The sequence below is a fragment of the Embleya sp. NPDC059237 genome (assembly GCF_042754105.1).
Classification (GTDB): Bacteria; Actinomycetota; Actinomycetes; order Streptomycetales; family Streptomycetaceae; genus Embleya.
In genome coordinates, this window is record NZ_JBHZAE010000024.1 from 165204 (window position 1) to 181426 (window position 16223).

Annotated in this window: 12 protein-coding genes; 6 read left to right on the top strand and 6 right to left on the bottom strand. The window is 72.4% G+C overall.

Annotated features, from left to right (window positions below; all coding sequences use genetic code 11):
- The gene (locus ACFXKZ_RS46475; protein WP_380012402.1) at positions 1–843 is read right to left on the bottom strand and encodes a TIGR02452 family protein; all 843 of its coding nucleotides are present in this window, start codon (positions 841–843) and stop codon (positions 1–3) included.
- 196 nt (positions 844–1039) lie between these two features.
- On the opposite strand from ACFXKZ_RS46475, the gene ACFXKZ_RS46480 reads away from it, so the two are divergent.
- Together ACFXKZ_RS46480 and ACFXKZ_RS46485 are read left to right on the top strand one after the other, a co-directional pair.
- Complete coding sequence (locus ACFXKZ_RS46480; protein ID WP_380012405.1) at positions 1040–3442, top strand: ATP-binding cassette domain-containing protein; 2403 nt, start codon at positions 1040–1042, stop codon at positions 3440–3442.
- A gap of 146 nt (positions 3443–3588) precedes the next feature.
- Positions 3589–4695 (top strand): winged helix DNA-binding domain-containing protein, encoded by a 1107-nt coding sequence (locus ACFXKZ_RS46485; protein WP_380012408.1) that lies wholly within the window; start codon positions 3589–3591, stop codon positions 4693–4695.
- 115 nt (positions 4696–4810) lie between these two features.
- Here the strand turns inward: ACFXKZ_RS46485 and ACFXKZ_RS46490 are convergent, their stop codons facing one another.
- The gene (locus tag ACFXKZ_RS46490) at positions 4811–5998 is read right to left on the bottom strand and encodes a hypothetical protein (RefSeq protein ID WP_380012411.1); all 1188 of its coding nucleotides are present in this window, start codon (positions 5996–5998) and stop codon (positions 4811–4813) included.
- 302 nt (positions 5999–6300) lie between these two features.
- Between ACFXKZ_RS46490 and ACFXKZ_RS46495 the strand changes: the two genes are divergently transcribed.
- The 3 genes from ACFXKZ_RS46495 (at position 6301) to ACFXKZ_RS46505 (ending at position 9856) form a co-directional block, all read left to right on the top strand.
- A complete protein-coding gene (locus ACFXKZ_RS46495; RefSeq protein WP_380012468.1) occupies positions 6301–7329 on the top strand; it encodes a proline racemase family protein in 1029 nt (342 codons plus the stop codon).
- Positions 7326–8243, top strand: coding sequence for an ornithine cyclodeaminase family protein (locus tag ACFXKZ_RS46500; protein WP_380012414.1), 918 nt, complete (start codon positions 7326–7328; stop codon positions 8241–8243). The genes ACFXKZ_RS46495 and ACFXKZ_RS46500 overlap by 4 nt, the downstream gene beginning before the upstream one ends.
- A 113-nt stretch (positions 8244–8356) precedes the next feature.
- Positions 8357–9856 carry an MFS transporter gene (locus tag ACFXKZ_RS46505; RefSeq protein WP_380012417.1) on the top strand — a complete coding sequence of 500 codons (1500 nt, stop codon included), beginning with the start codon at positions 8357–8359 and terminating at the stop codon, positions 9854–9856.
- An 88-nt stretch (positions 9857–9944) separates the two neighbouring features.
- On the opposite strand, the gene ACFXKZ_RS46510 is transcribed toward ACFXKZ_RS46505, so the two are convergent.
- Positions 9945–11096 carry a P1 family peptidase gene (locus ACFXKZ_RS46510; protein WP_380012420.1) on the bottom strand — a complete coding sequence of 384 codons (1152 nt, stop codon included), beginning with the start codon at positions 11094–11096 and terminating at the stop codon, positions 9945–9947.
- Positions 11093–11773, bottom strand: coding sequence for a TetR/AcrR family transcriptional regulator (locus tag ACFXKZ_RS46515; protein WP_380012423.1), 681 nt, complete (start codon positions 11771–11773; stop codon positions 11093–11095). Before ACFXKZ_RS46515 ends, ACFXKZ_RS46510 begins: the two co-directional genes overlap by 4 nt.
- Before the next feature lie 101 nt (positions 11774–11874).
- Between ACFXKZ_RS46515 and ACFXKZ_RS46520 the strand changes: the two genes are divergently transcribed.
- Positions 11875–13305: an APC family permease gene (locus ACFXKZ_RS46520; protein WP_380012426.1), complete on the top strand. Its 1431-nt coding sequence runs from the start codon at positions 11875–11877 to the stop codon at positions 13303–13305.
- 54 nt (positions 13306–13359) lie between these two features.
- On the opposite strand, the gene ACFXKZ_RS46525 is transcribed toward ACFXKZ_RS46520, so the two are convergent.
- On the bottom strand, positions 13360–14475 hold the full coding sequence (locus ACFXKZ_RS46525; RefSeq protein WP_380012429.1) for a C45 family autoproteolytic acyltransferase/hydolase: 1116 nt from the start codon (positions 14473–14475) through the stop codon (positions 13360–13362).
- On the bottom strand, positions 14472–16115 hold the full coding sequence (locus ACFXKZ_RS46530) for an amidohydrolase (protein WP_380012432.1): 1644 nt from the start codon (positions 16113–16115) through the stop codon (positions 14472–14474). Before ACFXKZ_RS46530 ends, ACFXKZ_RS46525 begins: the two co-directional genes overlap by 4 nt.
- Positions 16116–16223: the final 108 nt, after the last annotated feature.

A 16223-nucleotide genomic window follows, 5' to 3' on the forward strand; every position in this document is an offset into this window, starting at 1 on the left:
TCAGCGCCGGGCGGCCTCCGCGGCGCCGAAGCGTTCCGTGAACGCCGTCCGGTTGGGCGAGTCGGGGGAGGGGTCGTGGATGGCGAAGACGACGTGTTCGAAGGCCGCCGCGAAGGCGCCGTCGGGGGCGAGGTGGTCGTGGAACGCGCCGGCGACCTCGCGCGGGTCGTTGCGGAACACCCCGCATCCCCAGGCGCCCAGGACCAGTCGGCGGGCGCCGTGATGGTGGGCCACCGTCAGGACGCGGCCCGCGCGGCGGCGAAGGGTCTCCCGGACGCGGCCGTGCGCGGCGGGGTCGCGCTGCAGGGTCTCGCCGGCGTCGGGGGCGGCGCAGGTCAGGAACGACACCGGGAACGGCTCGTCGAGGAGGCGACCGTGCTCGTCACGGTGCACCGGGACGTCGGGGGACCAGATGACCCGGTCGCTGTAGAGGAGATCGGGTCCGGCTCGGTGGGCGGCGTAGTAGTCCGGGGCCCGCAACAGGCAGGGATACAGCAGGCTGTTGCGGCACAGGTCCTCCTCTTGGGCCCGGGCGCCGCGCAGATAGCCGCCGCCCGGGTTGCGCGCGGAGGCGAAGTTGAGCACCGCGATCGGGCCCGAGCCCGACCCGGACAGGCGCCGCGCGGCCTGGAGGCTGCCCTCGCCGGTCACCCGGACCTGCGTCGACGGCCCGGCGCCGACCGGGTGCGGGGCGAGCGGCTCGTCCGGGGGATGGCCGACGGTGCCGGACATCGCCGCGTGCAGCGCGGGCCCCACCCGGACCGTGCCGTAAGGAGTCGAGTATTCGCCCGTGGCGACGATCCGGGCGTTCACGGCCGCGATGTCCCGCAATCTGCTGTTCACAGGCTCGTACGCTAGAGGTTTGCCACGCGAGGGCCCAACTACTCTCGGCACGCGGCGCGTCGCTCGGCCGGTGATCGCATCGATCAGGACTGAAGAAGCACGGTCGCGGAGCCGGCGGCTAGCGTGATCGCCACACACCGCCGACCCGCCGGCGCCGACCCACCGAAAACGCCCGACCGCGAGCACAGGAGTCAGGATGAGCAAGGCCCCGAGGACGAATGTGCGGTCGCCCGCGCCGCACGTCGCCGACACCCACGATCTGATCCGCGTGCACGGCGCCCGGGTGAACAACCTCAAGGACATCGACGTCGAGATCCCCAAGCGTCGATTGACCGTCTTCACCGGTGTGTCCGGCTCGGGCAAGAGTTCGCTCGTCTTCGGCACGATCGCCGCGGAGTCCCAGCGGCTGATCAACGAGACCTACAGCGCCTTCGTCCAGGGCTTCATGCCGACCCTGGCCCGGCCGGAGGTGGACGTCCTCGAAGGGCTGACCACCGCGATCCTGGTCGACCAGCAGCGCATGGGCTCCGACCCGCGCTCCACGGTCGGCACCGCCACCGACGCCAACGCGATGTTGCGCATCCTGTTCAGCCGACTCGGCAAGCCGCACATCGGCCCGCCCAGCGCGTACGCGTTCAACGTGCCCTCGGTCCGGGCCACCGGCGCGATCACCGTCGAGCGCGGGGCCAAGAAGGCGGTGAAGGCGTCCTTCCAGCGCACCGGCGGCATGTGTCCCGGCTGCGAGGGCCGGGGCACCGTCTCCGACATCGACCTCACGCAGCTCTACGACGACTCCAAGTCGCTCAACGAGGGCGCGCTCACCGTCCCCGGCTACAGCATGGAGGGCTGGTACGGCCGGATCTTCGGCGGCTGCGGCTTCTTCGACCCGGACAAACCGATCCGCAAGTTCACCAAGAAGGAACTGCACGACCTCCTGTACAAGGAGCCGACCAAGATCAAGGTCGACGGGATCAACCTGACCTACGAGGGGCTGATCCCGAAGATCCGCAAGTCGATGCTGGCCAAGGACATCGACGCGCTCCAGCCGCACATCCGGGCGTTCGTCGAGCGCGCGATGACGTTCGGGACCTGCCCCGAGTGCGGCGGCACCCGGCTGAGCGAGGGGGCCAGGTCGTCGCGGATCAAGCGGGTGAGCATCGCCGACGCGTGCGCGATGCAGATCAGCGATCTGGCGGAGTGGATCCGAGGCATCGACGAGCCGTCGGTGGCGCCGTTGCTCACCAACCTCGGGCACTCCCTCGACTCGTTCGTCGAGATCGGCCTCGGCTACCTCTCGCTCGACCGGGCGTCGGGCACGCTGTCCGGCGGCGAGGCGCAGCGGGTCAAGATGATCCGCCACCTCGGCTCCGCGCTCACCGACACCACGTACGTCTTCGACGAGCCCACCATCGGCCTGCACCCGCACGACATCCGGCGGATGAACGACCTGCTGCTGCGCCTGCGGGACAAGGGCAACACGGTGCTCGTGGTGGAGCACAAGCCGGAGACGATCGGGATCGCCGACCATGTGATCGACCTCGGCCCGGGCGCCGGTGCGGCGGGCGGCACGGTCTGCTTCGAGGGCACCGTGGACGAGTTGCGCAAGAGCGACACCGTCACCGGCCGGCACTTCGACGACCGGGCCAGGCTCAAGGAGCGGGTACGCAAGCCCACCGGCGCGCTGGAGATCCGCGGCGCGGCCACGCACAACCTGCGCGACGTCGACGTGGACGTGCCGCTCGGCGTGCTCACGGTGGTCACCGGGGTCGCGGGCTCCGGAAAGAGTTCGCTCGTGTACGGCTCGCTGGTGGGCGGCTCGCATGCCGCCGGTGAGGGTGTGGTGTCGGTCGACCAAGCGCCGATCCGGGGTTCGCGGCGCAGCAATCCGGCGACGTACACCGGGCTGCTCGACCCGATTCGCAAGGCGTTCGCGAAGGCGAACGGGGTGAAGCCGGCCCTGTTCAGCGCCAACTCCGAGGGTGCCTGTCCCACCTGCAACGGGGTCGGCGTGGTCTACACCGACCTGGCGATGATGGCCTCCGTGGCGAGTGTGTGCGAGGAGTGCGAGGGCCGGCGGTTCGACGCCTCGGTGCTGGAATACCACCTGGGCGGGCGCGACATCAGCGAGGTGCTGGCGATGTCGGTGAACGAGGCGCAGGAGTTCTTCGGCGCGGGTGAGGTGCACACGCCGGCCGCGCACACCATCCTCGGGCGGCTCGCCGACGTCGGGCTCGGCTACCTCGGTCTGGGGCAGCCACTGACCACGCTGTCCGGCGGCGAGCGGCAGCGGCTCAAGCTGGCCACGCACATGGGCGACAAGGGCGGGGTGTACGTCCTGGACGAGCCGACCACGGGTCTGCACCTTGCCGACGTCGAGCAACTGCTCGGGCTGCTGGACCGGTTGGTCGACGCGGGCAAGTCGGTGATCGTGATCGAGCACCACCAGGCGGTGATGGCGCACGCCGACTGGATCATCGACCTCGGGCCCGGGGCGGGGCACGACGGCGGGCGGGTGGTGTTCGAGGGCACGCCGGCGGATCTGGTCGCGGCCCGGTCGACGCTGACCGCGGAGCACCTGGCGGACTACGTGGGGGGCTGAGGGGGCCGGGGTCCTGTACATGGGCCATGCCATCGGTAGCGGTCATACCCTGACCGCTACCGATGTCAGGCTGGGGACATGGACGCGAGAAAAGGCGAGGGATCGGTCGTGATCGTGGGCGGGGAAACGAAGGGTGGTCGTCGGCGATGACCGTTCTCGACGCGCGGGCGCTCAACCGGGCGACCCTGGCACGGCAGTTGTTGCTCGATCGAGTCGACATGGCGCCGGCTGCGGCCGTCGCGCACGTCGGCGGTCTCCAGGCGCAGGAACCGCAGGAGCCGTTCATCGGGCTCTGGTCGCGGCTGCGCGCGTTCGACCCGGCGACGCTGTCCGACCTGGTGACCGGACGCGACGTGGTGCGCACCCACCTGATGCGCCGGACCGTGCACCTGGTCACCGCCGCCGACGCGCTGGCCTGGCGGGCCCGCCACGACGCGATGTTGCGGCAGCGGGTGATGGGCGTGTACCGCCGCGAGCTGGAGGGGATCGAACTCGACGAACTGGCCGCGCAGGGCCGGAAGGTGATGGCCGACGGGCTGCCGCGCTCGATGTCGGAGTTCGCCCGGGCGCTCGCCGATCGTTGGCCCGACGTGTCGCCGAAGGCGCTGGGGGAGATGCTGATCGCGCTCGTCCCGGTGGTGCAGCTCCCGCCGCGCGGGGTGTGGCGGACCCGGGCGGGCGTGCGCAACGCGCTCGTCTCCTCGTGGCTGGGGCGCGAGGTCGACCCGCCGGCCCCGGCGGACACGGATCCGGTCGGCGAAGCGCTGGTACGGCGTTATCTGGCCGCGTTCGGTCCAGCCTCCTCGGCCGATCTGCGCGCCTGGTGCGGCCTCGCGGGTCTGCCGCGCGCGGTTGCCGCGGTGCGCCCGGAACTGGTCTCGTTCCGGGACGAGCGGGGGCGCGAGCTGCTGGATCTGCCCGACGCGCCGCGCCCCGACCCCGACACCCCCGCCCCGGTGCGCTTCCTCCCCGCCTTCGACAACGCGCTCCTGGGTTACGACGACCGCACCCGCATCGTCGACGACGCGCACCGGGGCCTGTCGGTCGCCGGCGTGCGCGTGGTCCTGCTCGACGGCCGGGTCGGCGCGACGTGGAGCGTCGAGGGCGGGGCGGTGACGGTCACCCCGCTGCGATCGTTGTCCCGGGCCGAACACGCCGCCGTGGGCGAGGAGGGGCAGGCGTTGGCGTCGTTCCTGTCCGACGGCGGGAACGACCGGGTGCGGATCGGGGAGGCCGCCCGCCGGTGCGGGTGAGGGTGAACGTGGCCCCGGCGCTGCGGGTCGCGCTGTCCGGGGCCGCGCCGTTCTGGTCTGCGATTCTCGGGTCGGCGATCGCCCGGCGGGCGGGTGTGGTCGGCTCGTCCGCCTGTCAGGCCGGAGGTTGGGTCAGGTCCTCCTCGTCGGCTTCGGTGAGGATGCCCTCCGGGCTGACGTAGAGATTGTCGATCGGGGCCTGGCCGTAGCCCGTCTCGACAATCTCCTCGATCCGTTCGCAGATCTCCTCCGGTGACGCCGTTGCGGCACGATCTCCCTCGGGGCGTCCCCGCTTGCCGACGTGTTGGCCGAAGAGGTCCGCGATGCGTTCGTCGAGCCCGACGCGGACCCGGGTTCCCGGCACCACCGCGACGAGGAACCGCACGCCGTCGACGGTGAGCGTAGCGGTGCTGCCCTCGATCATCTCGAGGAAGGGACGATAGAACTCCTCGTAGAACTTCGCCTTTTCCATCGGATCGCCTTCCTCCCGGCCCCGCTTTTGGGCGGGGTCGGCCACGTGCAGGTGCCACCGGCCGTCGGCGGGATTGACCCGCGCGACGGAGGCGATGCGGGCATTGGGCGCGACGAACGCCGGGAAAACGCCCGGCATGCGCACCGTGGCGAGCCTGCGGGTCTGGTCGATCGCCGTGCCGAGCAGCGCCGGCACCCCGGCGACGGCGAAACCGCCGCCGCCCGCGCCCACACCGCGCCCCTTGGCCTCCCACACCTGGCAGGTGCCCGCCCCCAGGTTGAAGAACACGATGTCGGGCAGGTTGGCCGCGGCGAACGCGGGATCGACCGTGTATCCGGCGCCCGCTCCCCCGAACGCGGCGACGTGGCGGGACAGGTGGCGCGGGAAGGTGAAGCCGGTGATCCCGGCGGTGTACATGGCCAGTGTCACGCCTATGAAGTAGGCCAGGGCGCGTTTTTCGCCCGCGTCCAGCGCCGCCAGGATCGGTGTGTCGTGCAGGTGACCGCCCGCCGCCGTGTAGGCGGCCACGCGCAGCGACGCGATGCGCCAGGTCGCCTCGTAGGCGGGGTGTGGCCCCGGCGGGTAGAGCCCGATGCGCAGCGACGCGTTCGTCAGTCCGGCCCAGGTGTAGGGCGCGCGCGCCGCCGCCGCGGGAATGGCCGCCAATCCGGCCGCGGGTATCGCGCCGAACAGGTGCGGCACCAGCGCGGCGCCGGCGGTGTTGGCCAGATTGATCAGTCGCGGTGCCGGGTTGCCCGCCCCGGCGGGAGCGGCGAGGACCGGCTGACAGTTGCCGACGGCGGCGTGGAACTGGTAGGCGAAATGCGGCACTTCAACCTCCATGGGGTCGGGTGCGGGGAGGCGGAATGCCTCACTTCAACCTATCCGCCACGAAAGACCGTTGTCCGGCGAATCGCCAACTGCGGGACGGCGGCGGGCGCCGGCATGCGGCGTCTCCGCGGTCGTGACTCGCGCCGGTCGGTGCGGAGCGTCCCGGACGATCGCATGCCTGAGGCCGGGAAATACTTGCGGTTGTCTGATATCTATCAATACAATGTCACACCTTATAAAGGTGTTTCGTTATCCGCCCATGCCCGGCAAGTCCCCCTCCCGCCCAGGAAGAAGGCGCCCGCATCGTGATCGCCGCCATCGAGACCGTCGACTACCACGCCGCCGGCGAACCCTTCCGGATCGTCTCCCGTGGGCTGCCCGTGATCGCCGGGGACACCGTGGCCGAGCGGCGGGCGATCGTACTCGGAGCGGGGGGCACCGCCACCGCGCCGCGACCCGGGCCGCTCGACGACATCCGCCGACTGCTCACCCGCGAACCGCGCGGGCACGGCGGGATGTACGGCGGTTTCGTGGTTCCGCCCGACGACGACGAGGCACACCTGGGGGTGCTGTTCTGGCACAAGGACGGCTACTCCACCGCGTGCGGCCACGGCACCATCGCGCTCGGCGCGTGGGCGGTCGACTCGGGGCGGGTGGCGGCGCCGGCGGATGGAACGGCGCGGGTGTACATCGACGTTCCCTCCGGTCGGGTCACCGCCATCGTGCACCGCCGCGCCGGGCGGACCACCTCGGTGACCTTCCGCAACGTGCCCACGGGCATCGCCGCCAGGAAGATCCCGGTGACCACCTCGCGCGGCCCGGTACAGGTCGACCTCGCCCACTCCGGGGCCTGCTACGCCTCCGTCTCGGCGACCTCGCTGGGCCTTGCCGTCACCCCGGAGCAGCTGCCCGAGATCACCGCGATCGGCCGGGAGATCCGCGCCGCGCTCGCCGACGAGCCGGCCACCCGGCATCCCGACGACCCGCGTTTGTCCGGGGTCTACGGCGTCATCCTCCACGAGGAACTGCCGGACACCGGGACCGGACTCCACCAGCGCAACGTCACCGTGTTCGCCGACGGCCAGATCGACCGTTCCCCGTGCGGTTCGGGTACGTCCGCGCGGCTGGCGCTGCTCGCCGACAGCGGTCGGATCGCGACGGGCGACGAACTGCGCCACGAGTCGATCATCGGCACGGTCTTCACCGGCAAGGTCGTCGGATCGCACACCGCCGGCGTGCTCACCGAGGTCACCGGCACGGCGTATCGCACCGGCGAGCATCGGTTCCTCCTCGACGCCGACGACACGCTCGGGGCGGGGTTCCTGCTGTGACGGCGACGGATCAACTGCCCACGATCCCCGTGGAGTTGGCGCCCGTGCAGGCGATCGCGACGATCGAGCGCACGCTGCTCGGCGGCCTCGATCCGGAGGGTGCACCGCCCCGGTCGAGCGTGGCCGTGCCCGCCGGGGAACTGCTCCTGATGCCCGCGGCGGTGTCGTCGCACGTGGGCGTCAAGATCGCCGGGGTCGCGGTCGGCAATCCGGCCCGGGGGCTGCCCCGGATCACCGGCAGCTACCTGCTGCTCGACGGGCCCACGCTGCGACCGTTGGCGCTGTTCGACGGCGCCGCGCTGACCACGCTGCGGACGCCCGCGGTCAGCGCCGTCGCGGTCCGGCGGCTGGCCCTCGCCGATGCCGCGCACCTGGTGCTGTTCGGTACGGGTCCGCAGGCGTACGGGCACCTGGCGGCCCTGCTCGCCGTCCGGCCGCTGAAACGGCTCACGGTGGTGGCGCGACGTGTCGAGGCGGCCCGGGAACTGGCCGAGCACGCCCGTGCGTTCGGTCTCGCGGCGACGGTCGGGACGTCGGACGCGGTCGCCGACGCCGACATCGTGGTGTGCGCGACCACGGCCCGCGAACCGCTGTTCGACGGCACGCTGGTGCCCGCCCACGCGGTCGTGGTGGCGGTGGGCTCGCACGAGCCGACGGCGCGGGAGGTCGACACCGCGCTGGTCCGGCGCGCGGCCGTGTACGTCGAGGCGCGCTCCGCCGCCGGCAAGGAGGCCGGCGATCTGCTCCTCGCCGGGTGGGACGCGAGCCGCGACGCCGGGGTGAACCTCGCGGAGTTGGTCCGGGGGGAGGGGGCGGTCCCCGAGGACCGGCCACGATTCTTCAAGAGCGTCGGGATGTCGTGGGAGGACTTGGCCGTCGCGGTGGAGATCCACCGGCGCCACGAGGGAAATTGACCCACGAATTCGTGCTCGAAATGCACCCTGTGGCTGGTCGATCGCGCGCCTAGGTTTGTGTTTGCCACCAGGCGAACCGCACCGCACCGCACCTCCACAGAACAGGTCACGCCATGTCGTCCCGAGTCGCCACGCCAAGCCGCAGGACCGCCGCCGCCGAAGCCCCCGGCGGCGGTACCACCATCGCCGAAACGCCCTCCCGCCGTCGGCCGGGGCTCGTGCTCGCGTTGTTGGCGTTCGCCCAACTGATCATCTCGATCGACTACAACATCGTCTACGTCGCGCTCCCCGAGATCGGCACCGGGCTCGGCTTCTCCGCACAGAACCTCCAGTGGGTGATCAGCGCCTACGCCGTGGCCTTCGGCGGCTTCCTGCTCCTCGGCGGTCGGGCGAGCGACCTGTTCGGGCCGCGTCGGATGTTCACGCTCGGACTGTCGCTCTACGCCGTCTCGTCCCTGCTCGGCGGACTCGCCGGATCACCCGCGCTGTTGATCGCCGCCCGAGCGATCCAGGGCATCGGCGGCGCCTTCCTCTTTCCCGCCACGCTCACCCTCGTGTCCACGAGCTTCGCCGAAGGACGGGAACGCAACCGGGCGTTCGCGGTGTGGGGCACCGCCGGCGGCAGCGGGATGATCCTGGGCTCGCTCCTGGGCGGCGTGCTGACCCAGTCTCTCGGCTGGGAATCGGTCTTCTTCGTCAACGTCCCGCTCGCCGCCCTCGCCGCCGCGCTCGCGTTCCCGCTGATCACCCCCGACGCGCCGCGGACCAGGGGCCGTTCGTTCGACCTGACCGGCGCGCTCACCTCCACCGTCGGAATCACCGCCGTGGTCTACGCCCTCGTCCAGGGACCCGAATCCGGCTGGACCGCCACCCCCGTGCTCGGCGCCGCGCTCGCCGGCCTCGCCCTGCTCGCCGCCTTCGTCGCCGTCGAACGCCGCAGCGCCGACCCGCTGTTGCCGCTGCGCCTGTTCGCCAACCGCAACCTCACCGTCGGCACCGGCGTCACCTTCCTCTACATGGCCACCTTCGGCACCCTGCTCTACTTCCTGACCGTCTACTTCCAGGGCGTGCACGGCTACAGCGCGCTGCGCACCGGCCTGGCCTTCCTGGTCCCGATGGCCGCCATCGCGGTCGGCTCGCAGACCGCGGGGCGGCTGGCCACCCGGTACGGCATCCGCCCGATCCTGATCGCCTCGCTGCTGACCGGTGCCGCCGGCGCCGCGATCATCGCGCCGACCATGTCCGCCGACGCCTCCTACACCGCCCTGATCCCCGGACTCGTCGTCCTCGGCATCGGCCAGGGCGCGGGCTACACCCTGATGTTCGGCGCCGCCTCGACCGGGGTGAGCCCCACCGACCAGGGCATCGCGTCCGGTATCGCCTCCACGAGCCAGCAGATCGGCGGCGCCGTCGGCCTGGCCCTCCTGGTCGCCATCGCCAACGCCGGCCTGGGCGAGCACACCGGCGAGGCGCTGCGCGTCGCCACCGCCGACGGCCTGCGCACCGCGGTGTACCTGGCCGCCGCCGGCATCGTGCTGACGGCCCTCGCCGCGCTGGCCCTGCGCCGGCCCGCCGCCCGCGAGGTCGCCGCTCACGCCCCCGCCCACGTCTGAGCACCCACCCACGCCGCGCGGCGCCGCCCCACCCGGGGGCGGCGCCGCGCGGCGTTTCGCGGGTGGCGTCACCCGCGGGGTGGCCTGGTCAGTCGCCGGCGGGGTGGCTCTGCTCTTCGAGCAGTGTGCGCAGGCGGGCGTGTGGGAGGGCCGGGGTGCGGTGGCCCTCGCGGCCGACGGTTTCCTCGGCGGTGACCAAGGCGTTGAGGACGGCCTCCTCGACCGCCTGGACGGTGGCCGTGTAGAACGGGTCGATGCGGCCCCACGGGATGTGGCGCAGCGTGTCGTAGTCCTCGTCCGTGGCCGGGGACTGCGGGAAGCCACTGGCCAGGGCGCCCCGGTTGGCGGTGGAGAAGGCCAGGAAGATGTCGCCGGAGAAGTGGCTGCCGGTGGTGCCGGTGCGGGCCAGGCCCATCGGGACTCGGCGGGCCAGCGCCGTGCACTGGCCGGGGAGCAGGGGAGCGTCCGTGCCGACCACCACGATGACCGAGCCCGCCCCGCCGGGGGCGAACCAGTCGGTGTCCTCCATCGGGTTGTCCGCGGTCATCCGGCGACCGACCGGCACGCCCGCGACGACGAGTTCGCGGCGCGCGCCGAAGTTGGCCTGGACGAAGGCCCCGACCGTGTAGCGGACCGTGCCGTACTCGACCACCCGACTGGCCGTGCCCGAACCGCCCTTGAAGCCATAGCAGTTCATGCCGGTGCCGCCGCCGACGCAGCCCTCCTCGACCGGTCCCGGGGCCGCCGCGTCGATCGCGGCGACCGCGTGTTCGGGGCGGACGTGCGAGCCGTTGATGTCGTTGAGGTAGCCGTCCCAGGTCTCGGCGACCACGGGCAGCAGCCACTGCCGGGCGAGATCGGGCCGGTTGGCCACGGTCCAGTCGATCACGCCGCGGTGTACGGGCCCCACCGCGTGTGTGTTGGTGATCAGTACCGGGCCCGCCAGGCTGCCCGTCTCGTCGAGCCAACTGCTGCCGGTCATCTCGCCGTTGCCGTTGAGCGCATACCGTCCGGCGGCACAGGGCAGGCCCACGCCGGCCCGTCCGCGCGGCAACAGGGCGGTGACGCCGGTGCGTACCGACGTGCCCTCGACGAGGGTGGTGTAGCCGATCTCGACGCCGGGGACGTCGGTGAGCGCGTTGGCCGGCCCGGGTGTGCCGTCGAGGTGGATGCCCAGGGCGCGGGCACGGGGCCGTCCCGACGGGGTGGCGGTGCGGGGGGATGCGGCGGGGGCGTTCACGTGGTGCCTTCCGGGGTGTGCCGAGCAGCGATGTCGGGACCGGCCGCCTCGGGATCCGGGACGACCCGGTCCGGCCGCAGGTCGGGGCAGTTCGTGGCCTGGCGGGCGTGGGCCAGGATCAGGGCCAGGGCTCGCTCGGGTGGCAGCGAGGAGTTGCGGCCGACGATGTGCAGACCGTAACCGTCCTCCAGGGTGACCAGGTTCGCGGCCACGTCCGGGATCGGCTCGGTGAACCGGAAGTGGCCCTGGGCGCGCCCGATTTCCAGGATCGAGCCGTACATGGCGACCTGACGGTCGTACAGGCTCTGCGCCAGCGTGGCGTATTCGCTCTCGTCCCGGGCGGCGGCGCTGAACTCGTACAGCACCAGCGCGAGTTCGTCCTCCGGACCGGCCGGCAGCCCGAGCCGGGCGCAGGCCACCAGCTTGTCCCGGGCGTCGGGCAGTCGGGAGGCGGTGTCCGTGCGGGAGGTGTAGAAGCGGTCCGCGGCCTGCCGGTAGACCTGCCGCAGCAGGTCGCCGAGATCGCTGAAGTAGTAGTTGACCGAGCCTCGCGCGACGCCCGCCACCTCGGCGATGTCGGCCACCCGCAGCTGGGCCAGCCCGCGCCGGCCGACCGCCTCGGTGGCCGCGTGAACCAGCTGCTCGCGCCGCGCCGTCTGATTCCTCGGACGTGCCATGCACCATTCCTTGTCTTCAGTGCCAAATTATTGTCAACCCATTGACGTGGGACTCTTTCATATCGTTGACTCCGGCGTCAAAGAACTGACAAGGGAGCCACATGGCCGAAACCCAGGGCAGCCGGCCGCCCGCCGGCACCCCGCCGCCGCAGTCGCCGGCCTACGCCCAGGACCTGTCCCGTTCGCTGGGCCTGCGCGAGAACATGTTCATCACGCTGTCCGCCGTCACGCCCGCGTCGAGCGTCTTCATCATCATGCCGTCGGTGATCAGCGGACTCGGCGGCGCGGCGGCACTGGCCTTCGCGCTCGCGGCCGTCGCCGGGATGCTGATGGCCTTCTGCTACGCCGAGTTGTCCAGCGCCTTCCCGATCACCGGCGGCGAATACGCCTTCGCGGCACGAACCCTGGGCCGCGCCACGGGCTTCGCGCTGTTCGCGCTGGCGCTGCTCGCCGGGGTCCTGACGGTGGCGGTGATCGCCCTGGGCACCGGCGACTACCTGGGCGTGGTCTGGGACTCGCTGGGCGGCAAGAAGACCGGACTGGCCGTGATCGCGGTGGCCTCGCTCGTCTCGGTGCTCGGCATCCGCACCAACGCCTGGGTCACCGGGGTGTTCCTGGCCGTCGAACTCGCCGCGATCGCCGTACTGGCCTGGCTGGGTCTGGTCAACGTCGAGCAACCGATATCCACCCTGTGGACGCCGCACGCGCTCGGCGAGAACGGCGTGCTCGTCGGCGCCTCGGCCGGGCTCGTCTCGTCCTTCGCCGCGAGCGCGCTGTTCGCCTACAACGGCTACGGCACGTCGGTGTACTACGCCGAGGAGACCCGACAGGTCTCCTCGATCGGCAGGATCGTGATGTGGTCGCTCGGGATCACCGTGGTCGCGGAGTGCCTGCCGCTGGTGGCGGTGCTCCTGGGTACGCCGAGTACGAGCGCACTCATGGCGGCCCCGTCCCCGATGAACTACTTCCTGCTCGAACGCGGCGGCGACACGGTCAACACCGTGGTCAGCCTGGGCATCGCGATCGCCATCGTCAACGCGGTGATCGCGATCATGCTGCAGATCGGCCGACTGGTGTACTCCTCCGCCCGCGACCGGGCCTGGCCCGACGTGGTGGGCCGGCCGCTGGCCGCGGTGCACCCGCGCCTGCGCACTCCCGTCCTGGCCACCCTGCTCATGGGCGCCGCCGCGATCGTCGTCGCCTGGCTCGTTCCGCTGGACAAACTGATCCTGGCCACCGGCGCCAATCTGGTGCTGCTGTACATCTTCGTCGCCGTCGCCGCGCTGTACGGCCGGATCTCCGGGGCGACCGCCCACGCGACGTACCGGATGCCCGCCTGGCCGTGGGTCCCGGTGGCCGCGATCGGCGTGATGGCCTACGTCCTGTACGAGTCGATCGACGCCGACTGGCGCCCGGCCGGCATCGCCGTGGCCATGGTCGCGGCGGGATACCTCTACTACTACGCCTACCTGTACCCCAGGCGTGAGCACCGCTGGACCATGCCCGACCCGGTTCGGGACACGACCGAGTAGCCGATCGCCCCCGGGTGGATCGAGGCCGTCCCCCGCCGGCCCCGACCCACCTGCTCAGGCCGCCGTGAGGCGGCGCCAGGGACGGGAGTCCGCGTCGGCCGGGGTGCCGTCGAGAACGTGGGCGGCGCGGTCGGCGGGCTCCAGGGTGACGGTGGCCAGGCTCGCCCAGCGCGCGCCGAGGGGTTGGGCGGGATCCGGGACGCACGTCACCGGCGGCTCGCCCGGCCCGGTCACCAGGAGCCGGGCCAGCCCGGCCGGCGTGGCGGGCGGCTCGGTGCGAGCGAGCCGGGCCCGGACGAAGTCGTAGCGCTGCCCCGAATCGGGCTGGTACAGCCGGGACTTCTCCGCCTCGGCGGGCACCGGCGTCAGGAAGTGGTTGGTGCGCAGCAGGTATCCCCCGGCCGACTCCGGCCGGATCTCGAACACCCCGACGGGGCTCAGATCGAGCAGCACGGCCTCGCCCTCGTCGAAGAGCGCGAACGACCCGGACGAGGCGACGGGTGCGCCGCGGATGATCTCGACGGCCTCGGCGACGCCGCCCGCCTCGCCGAGCACGATCGCGGCCAGGACGTGCATCGGCACGCCGCCGACGCCGTCGCGCTCGTGGCCGAGGATGTTGAAGTGCAGGGCGAGCCCGGCACTGTTGACGCCGATCTTGCCGAGGATGCCGTGTTCGGTGATGCCGACGAAGTCGTACCGGCCGCCGCGCGACTCCACCGTGTGCCACAGGTCGCGCAGTTCGACGTGCCAGTCCCAGGTCTGCACGCCGAACGTCCGCACCGCGCGCCCCGGCCCGCCCGGGACGCGGCGCACGATCGTGGTGCACTCGCCCGGGGGTACGGCCGCGCTGCGGGCCAGGATCTCGGTGCGCGCGTTGAGCGCGGCCACCCGCCACGGGTCGAGGCCGGCGCCGTGCGCGATGCCCTCGATCTCGGCCCGGGCACCGGCGTGGAAGTTCCCGATCGTGTCGAGGGCACGTTCGGCGTCGGCACGCACCCGGTCCGGGGTGATGCCGCCGAGCGCGAACAGGCGGTCGTACGCGTCGAGTGCGGCGGGGATGCCGTCGCGTAGTCGTTCGCCGCGCGCGACGCCGCGCGTGTGCGGGTCCGCGGCCGTGACCGCCACGTGGCGACGGGGGCGAGGGGATGGCGGGACTTCGAGCGTGGTCACGGGCGTCCTTCCGGGGAGCGCGGGTGGAGGCGGACCTCGCCGCCGACGACGGTGGCCAGTACGGCGTTTCCGGGCTGCGCCTCGGGTGCGAGGGCGAGCGGATCGGCCGCGAAGACGGTGAGGTCGGCGAGGAAGTCCGGGGCTATGCGGCCGAGTTCGGCGCCGGCCCCGGCGGCGTGGGCGGCGGCGACGGTCATCCCGGCGTAGCACTCGCGGGCGGTGAGCGCCTGATCGGGCTGTACGGGCGCCGAGTTCGGCTCCTCGACGGGGCGGCGCAGTTGGCAGTCGGCGAGGCCGATACGCGGGTCGCCGGGGCCGATCGGCCAGTCCGAGCCGAGTGCCACCACGGCGCCGTGGTCGAGCAGGTCGCGGGTACGCCAGCCGTGCGCGACCCGGTCCGGCCCGATCCGGCGCGACCAGTTGTCGGTCCCGTCGGCGCGGGTGTGCCGGGTGGCGTGCGCGGGCTGGAGGCTTGCCACCACGTCGAGTTCGGCGAAGCGGCCGAGGAGGTCGTCGGGGATGGACTCGATGTGCTCGATGCGGTGCGGGGCTTGGTCGACCGGACCGACCTCCTCGATCACGTCGAGGGCGAAGCGCACCGCCCGGTCGCCGATCGCGTGGGTCGCGGTCGGGATGCCGCGCTGCGTGAAGAACCGCATCGCGGCGCGGTAGGCGTCGACGTCGCGCCACAGGGGCTCGCGGTTCTCGCCGTGGGTGTCGGGGTGGTCGAACCACGCGGTGCCGTTGTCGGCGGTGCCGTCGAGCATGAACTTGGCCCCCGCCACGTGCCAGCGCCGACCGCGGCGGCCCTGGAGGTCGGCCACGTGTTGCCAGACGTCCGGACCGGAGTCGGCCGGCACGAGCGGGGAGCAGCGAATGCGCAGCGGTAGCTCGCCGTGGGCCTCGATGTGCCGGTACACCGCCTCGGACGGGTCGGCGAAGTCGAGCGCGTGCAGCCCGGTCAGACCGCCGGCGGCGAGCAGTTCGAGCCGGTCCCGGACGAAGTCCGCGGCGGTGTCCAGGGGTACCTCGGGGTAGTGCGCGAACACCAGGTCCATGGCCTGGAGTTCGACGATGTAGCCGGTCGGGCGCCCGTCCGGGCCGACCTCGACGGACGAGGCGTCGGTGAAGGACTCGCGGCCGGTCAGGCCGATCAGCTCGACCACGTGCGGGCTGACGACCAGGGCGTGTGCGTCGCGGGTCATCAGGGAGATGGGCACACCGGGGAATCGTTCGCCGAGGACGAGTCCGGTCGGGTCGCCGGCGAAGACGTTCACGTCGAGGTCGTAGCCGGTGATCCAGGCGTCGGCGGGCCGCTCCCGCACGGCACCGGCCAGTCGCTCGCAGACTTGGTCGAGGGTGCCGGCGCCGAGCAGGTCCACGCCGCTGCCGATGGAGATCGAGCCCCAGACCGGATGGGCGTGCACGTCGACGAGGCCGGGCAGGATGGTCGCGCCCGGGAAGTCGTGGACGACGGTGTCGGGGCCGCGCAGCGCGGCGATGTCGGCGGCGGGGCCGACGGCGAGGATGCGGTCGCCGGTGATGGCCACGGCGTCGGCGCGGTCGAGTGGGTCGGGGGCTGCGGGAGCGGCGGTGGGCTGTTCGAGGTGCCGGGCGAACAGGATGACGTCGGCGTACACGCGGATTCCTTCGGTCTTGCGGGGTGCTCGGGGTGCTTGGGGTGCTTGGGGCGCCAGGTTGCGTGGGTTGCCCGGGCTGCGTGGGGTGCCCGGTGTCTTCCGGGTGGG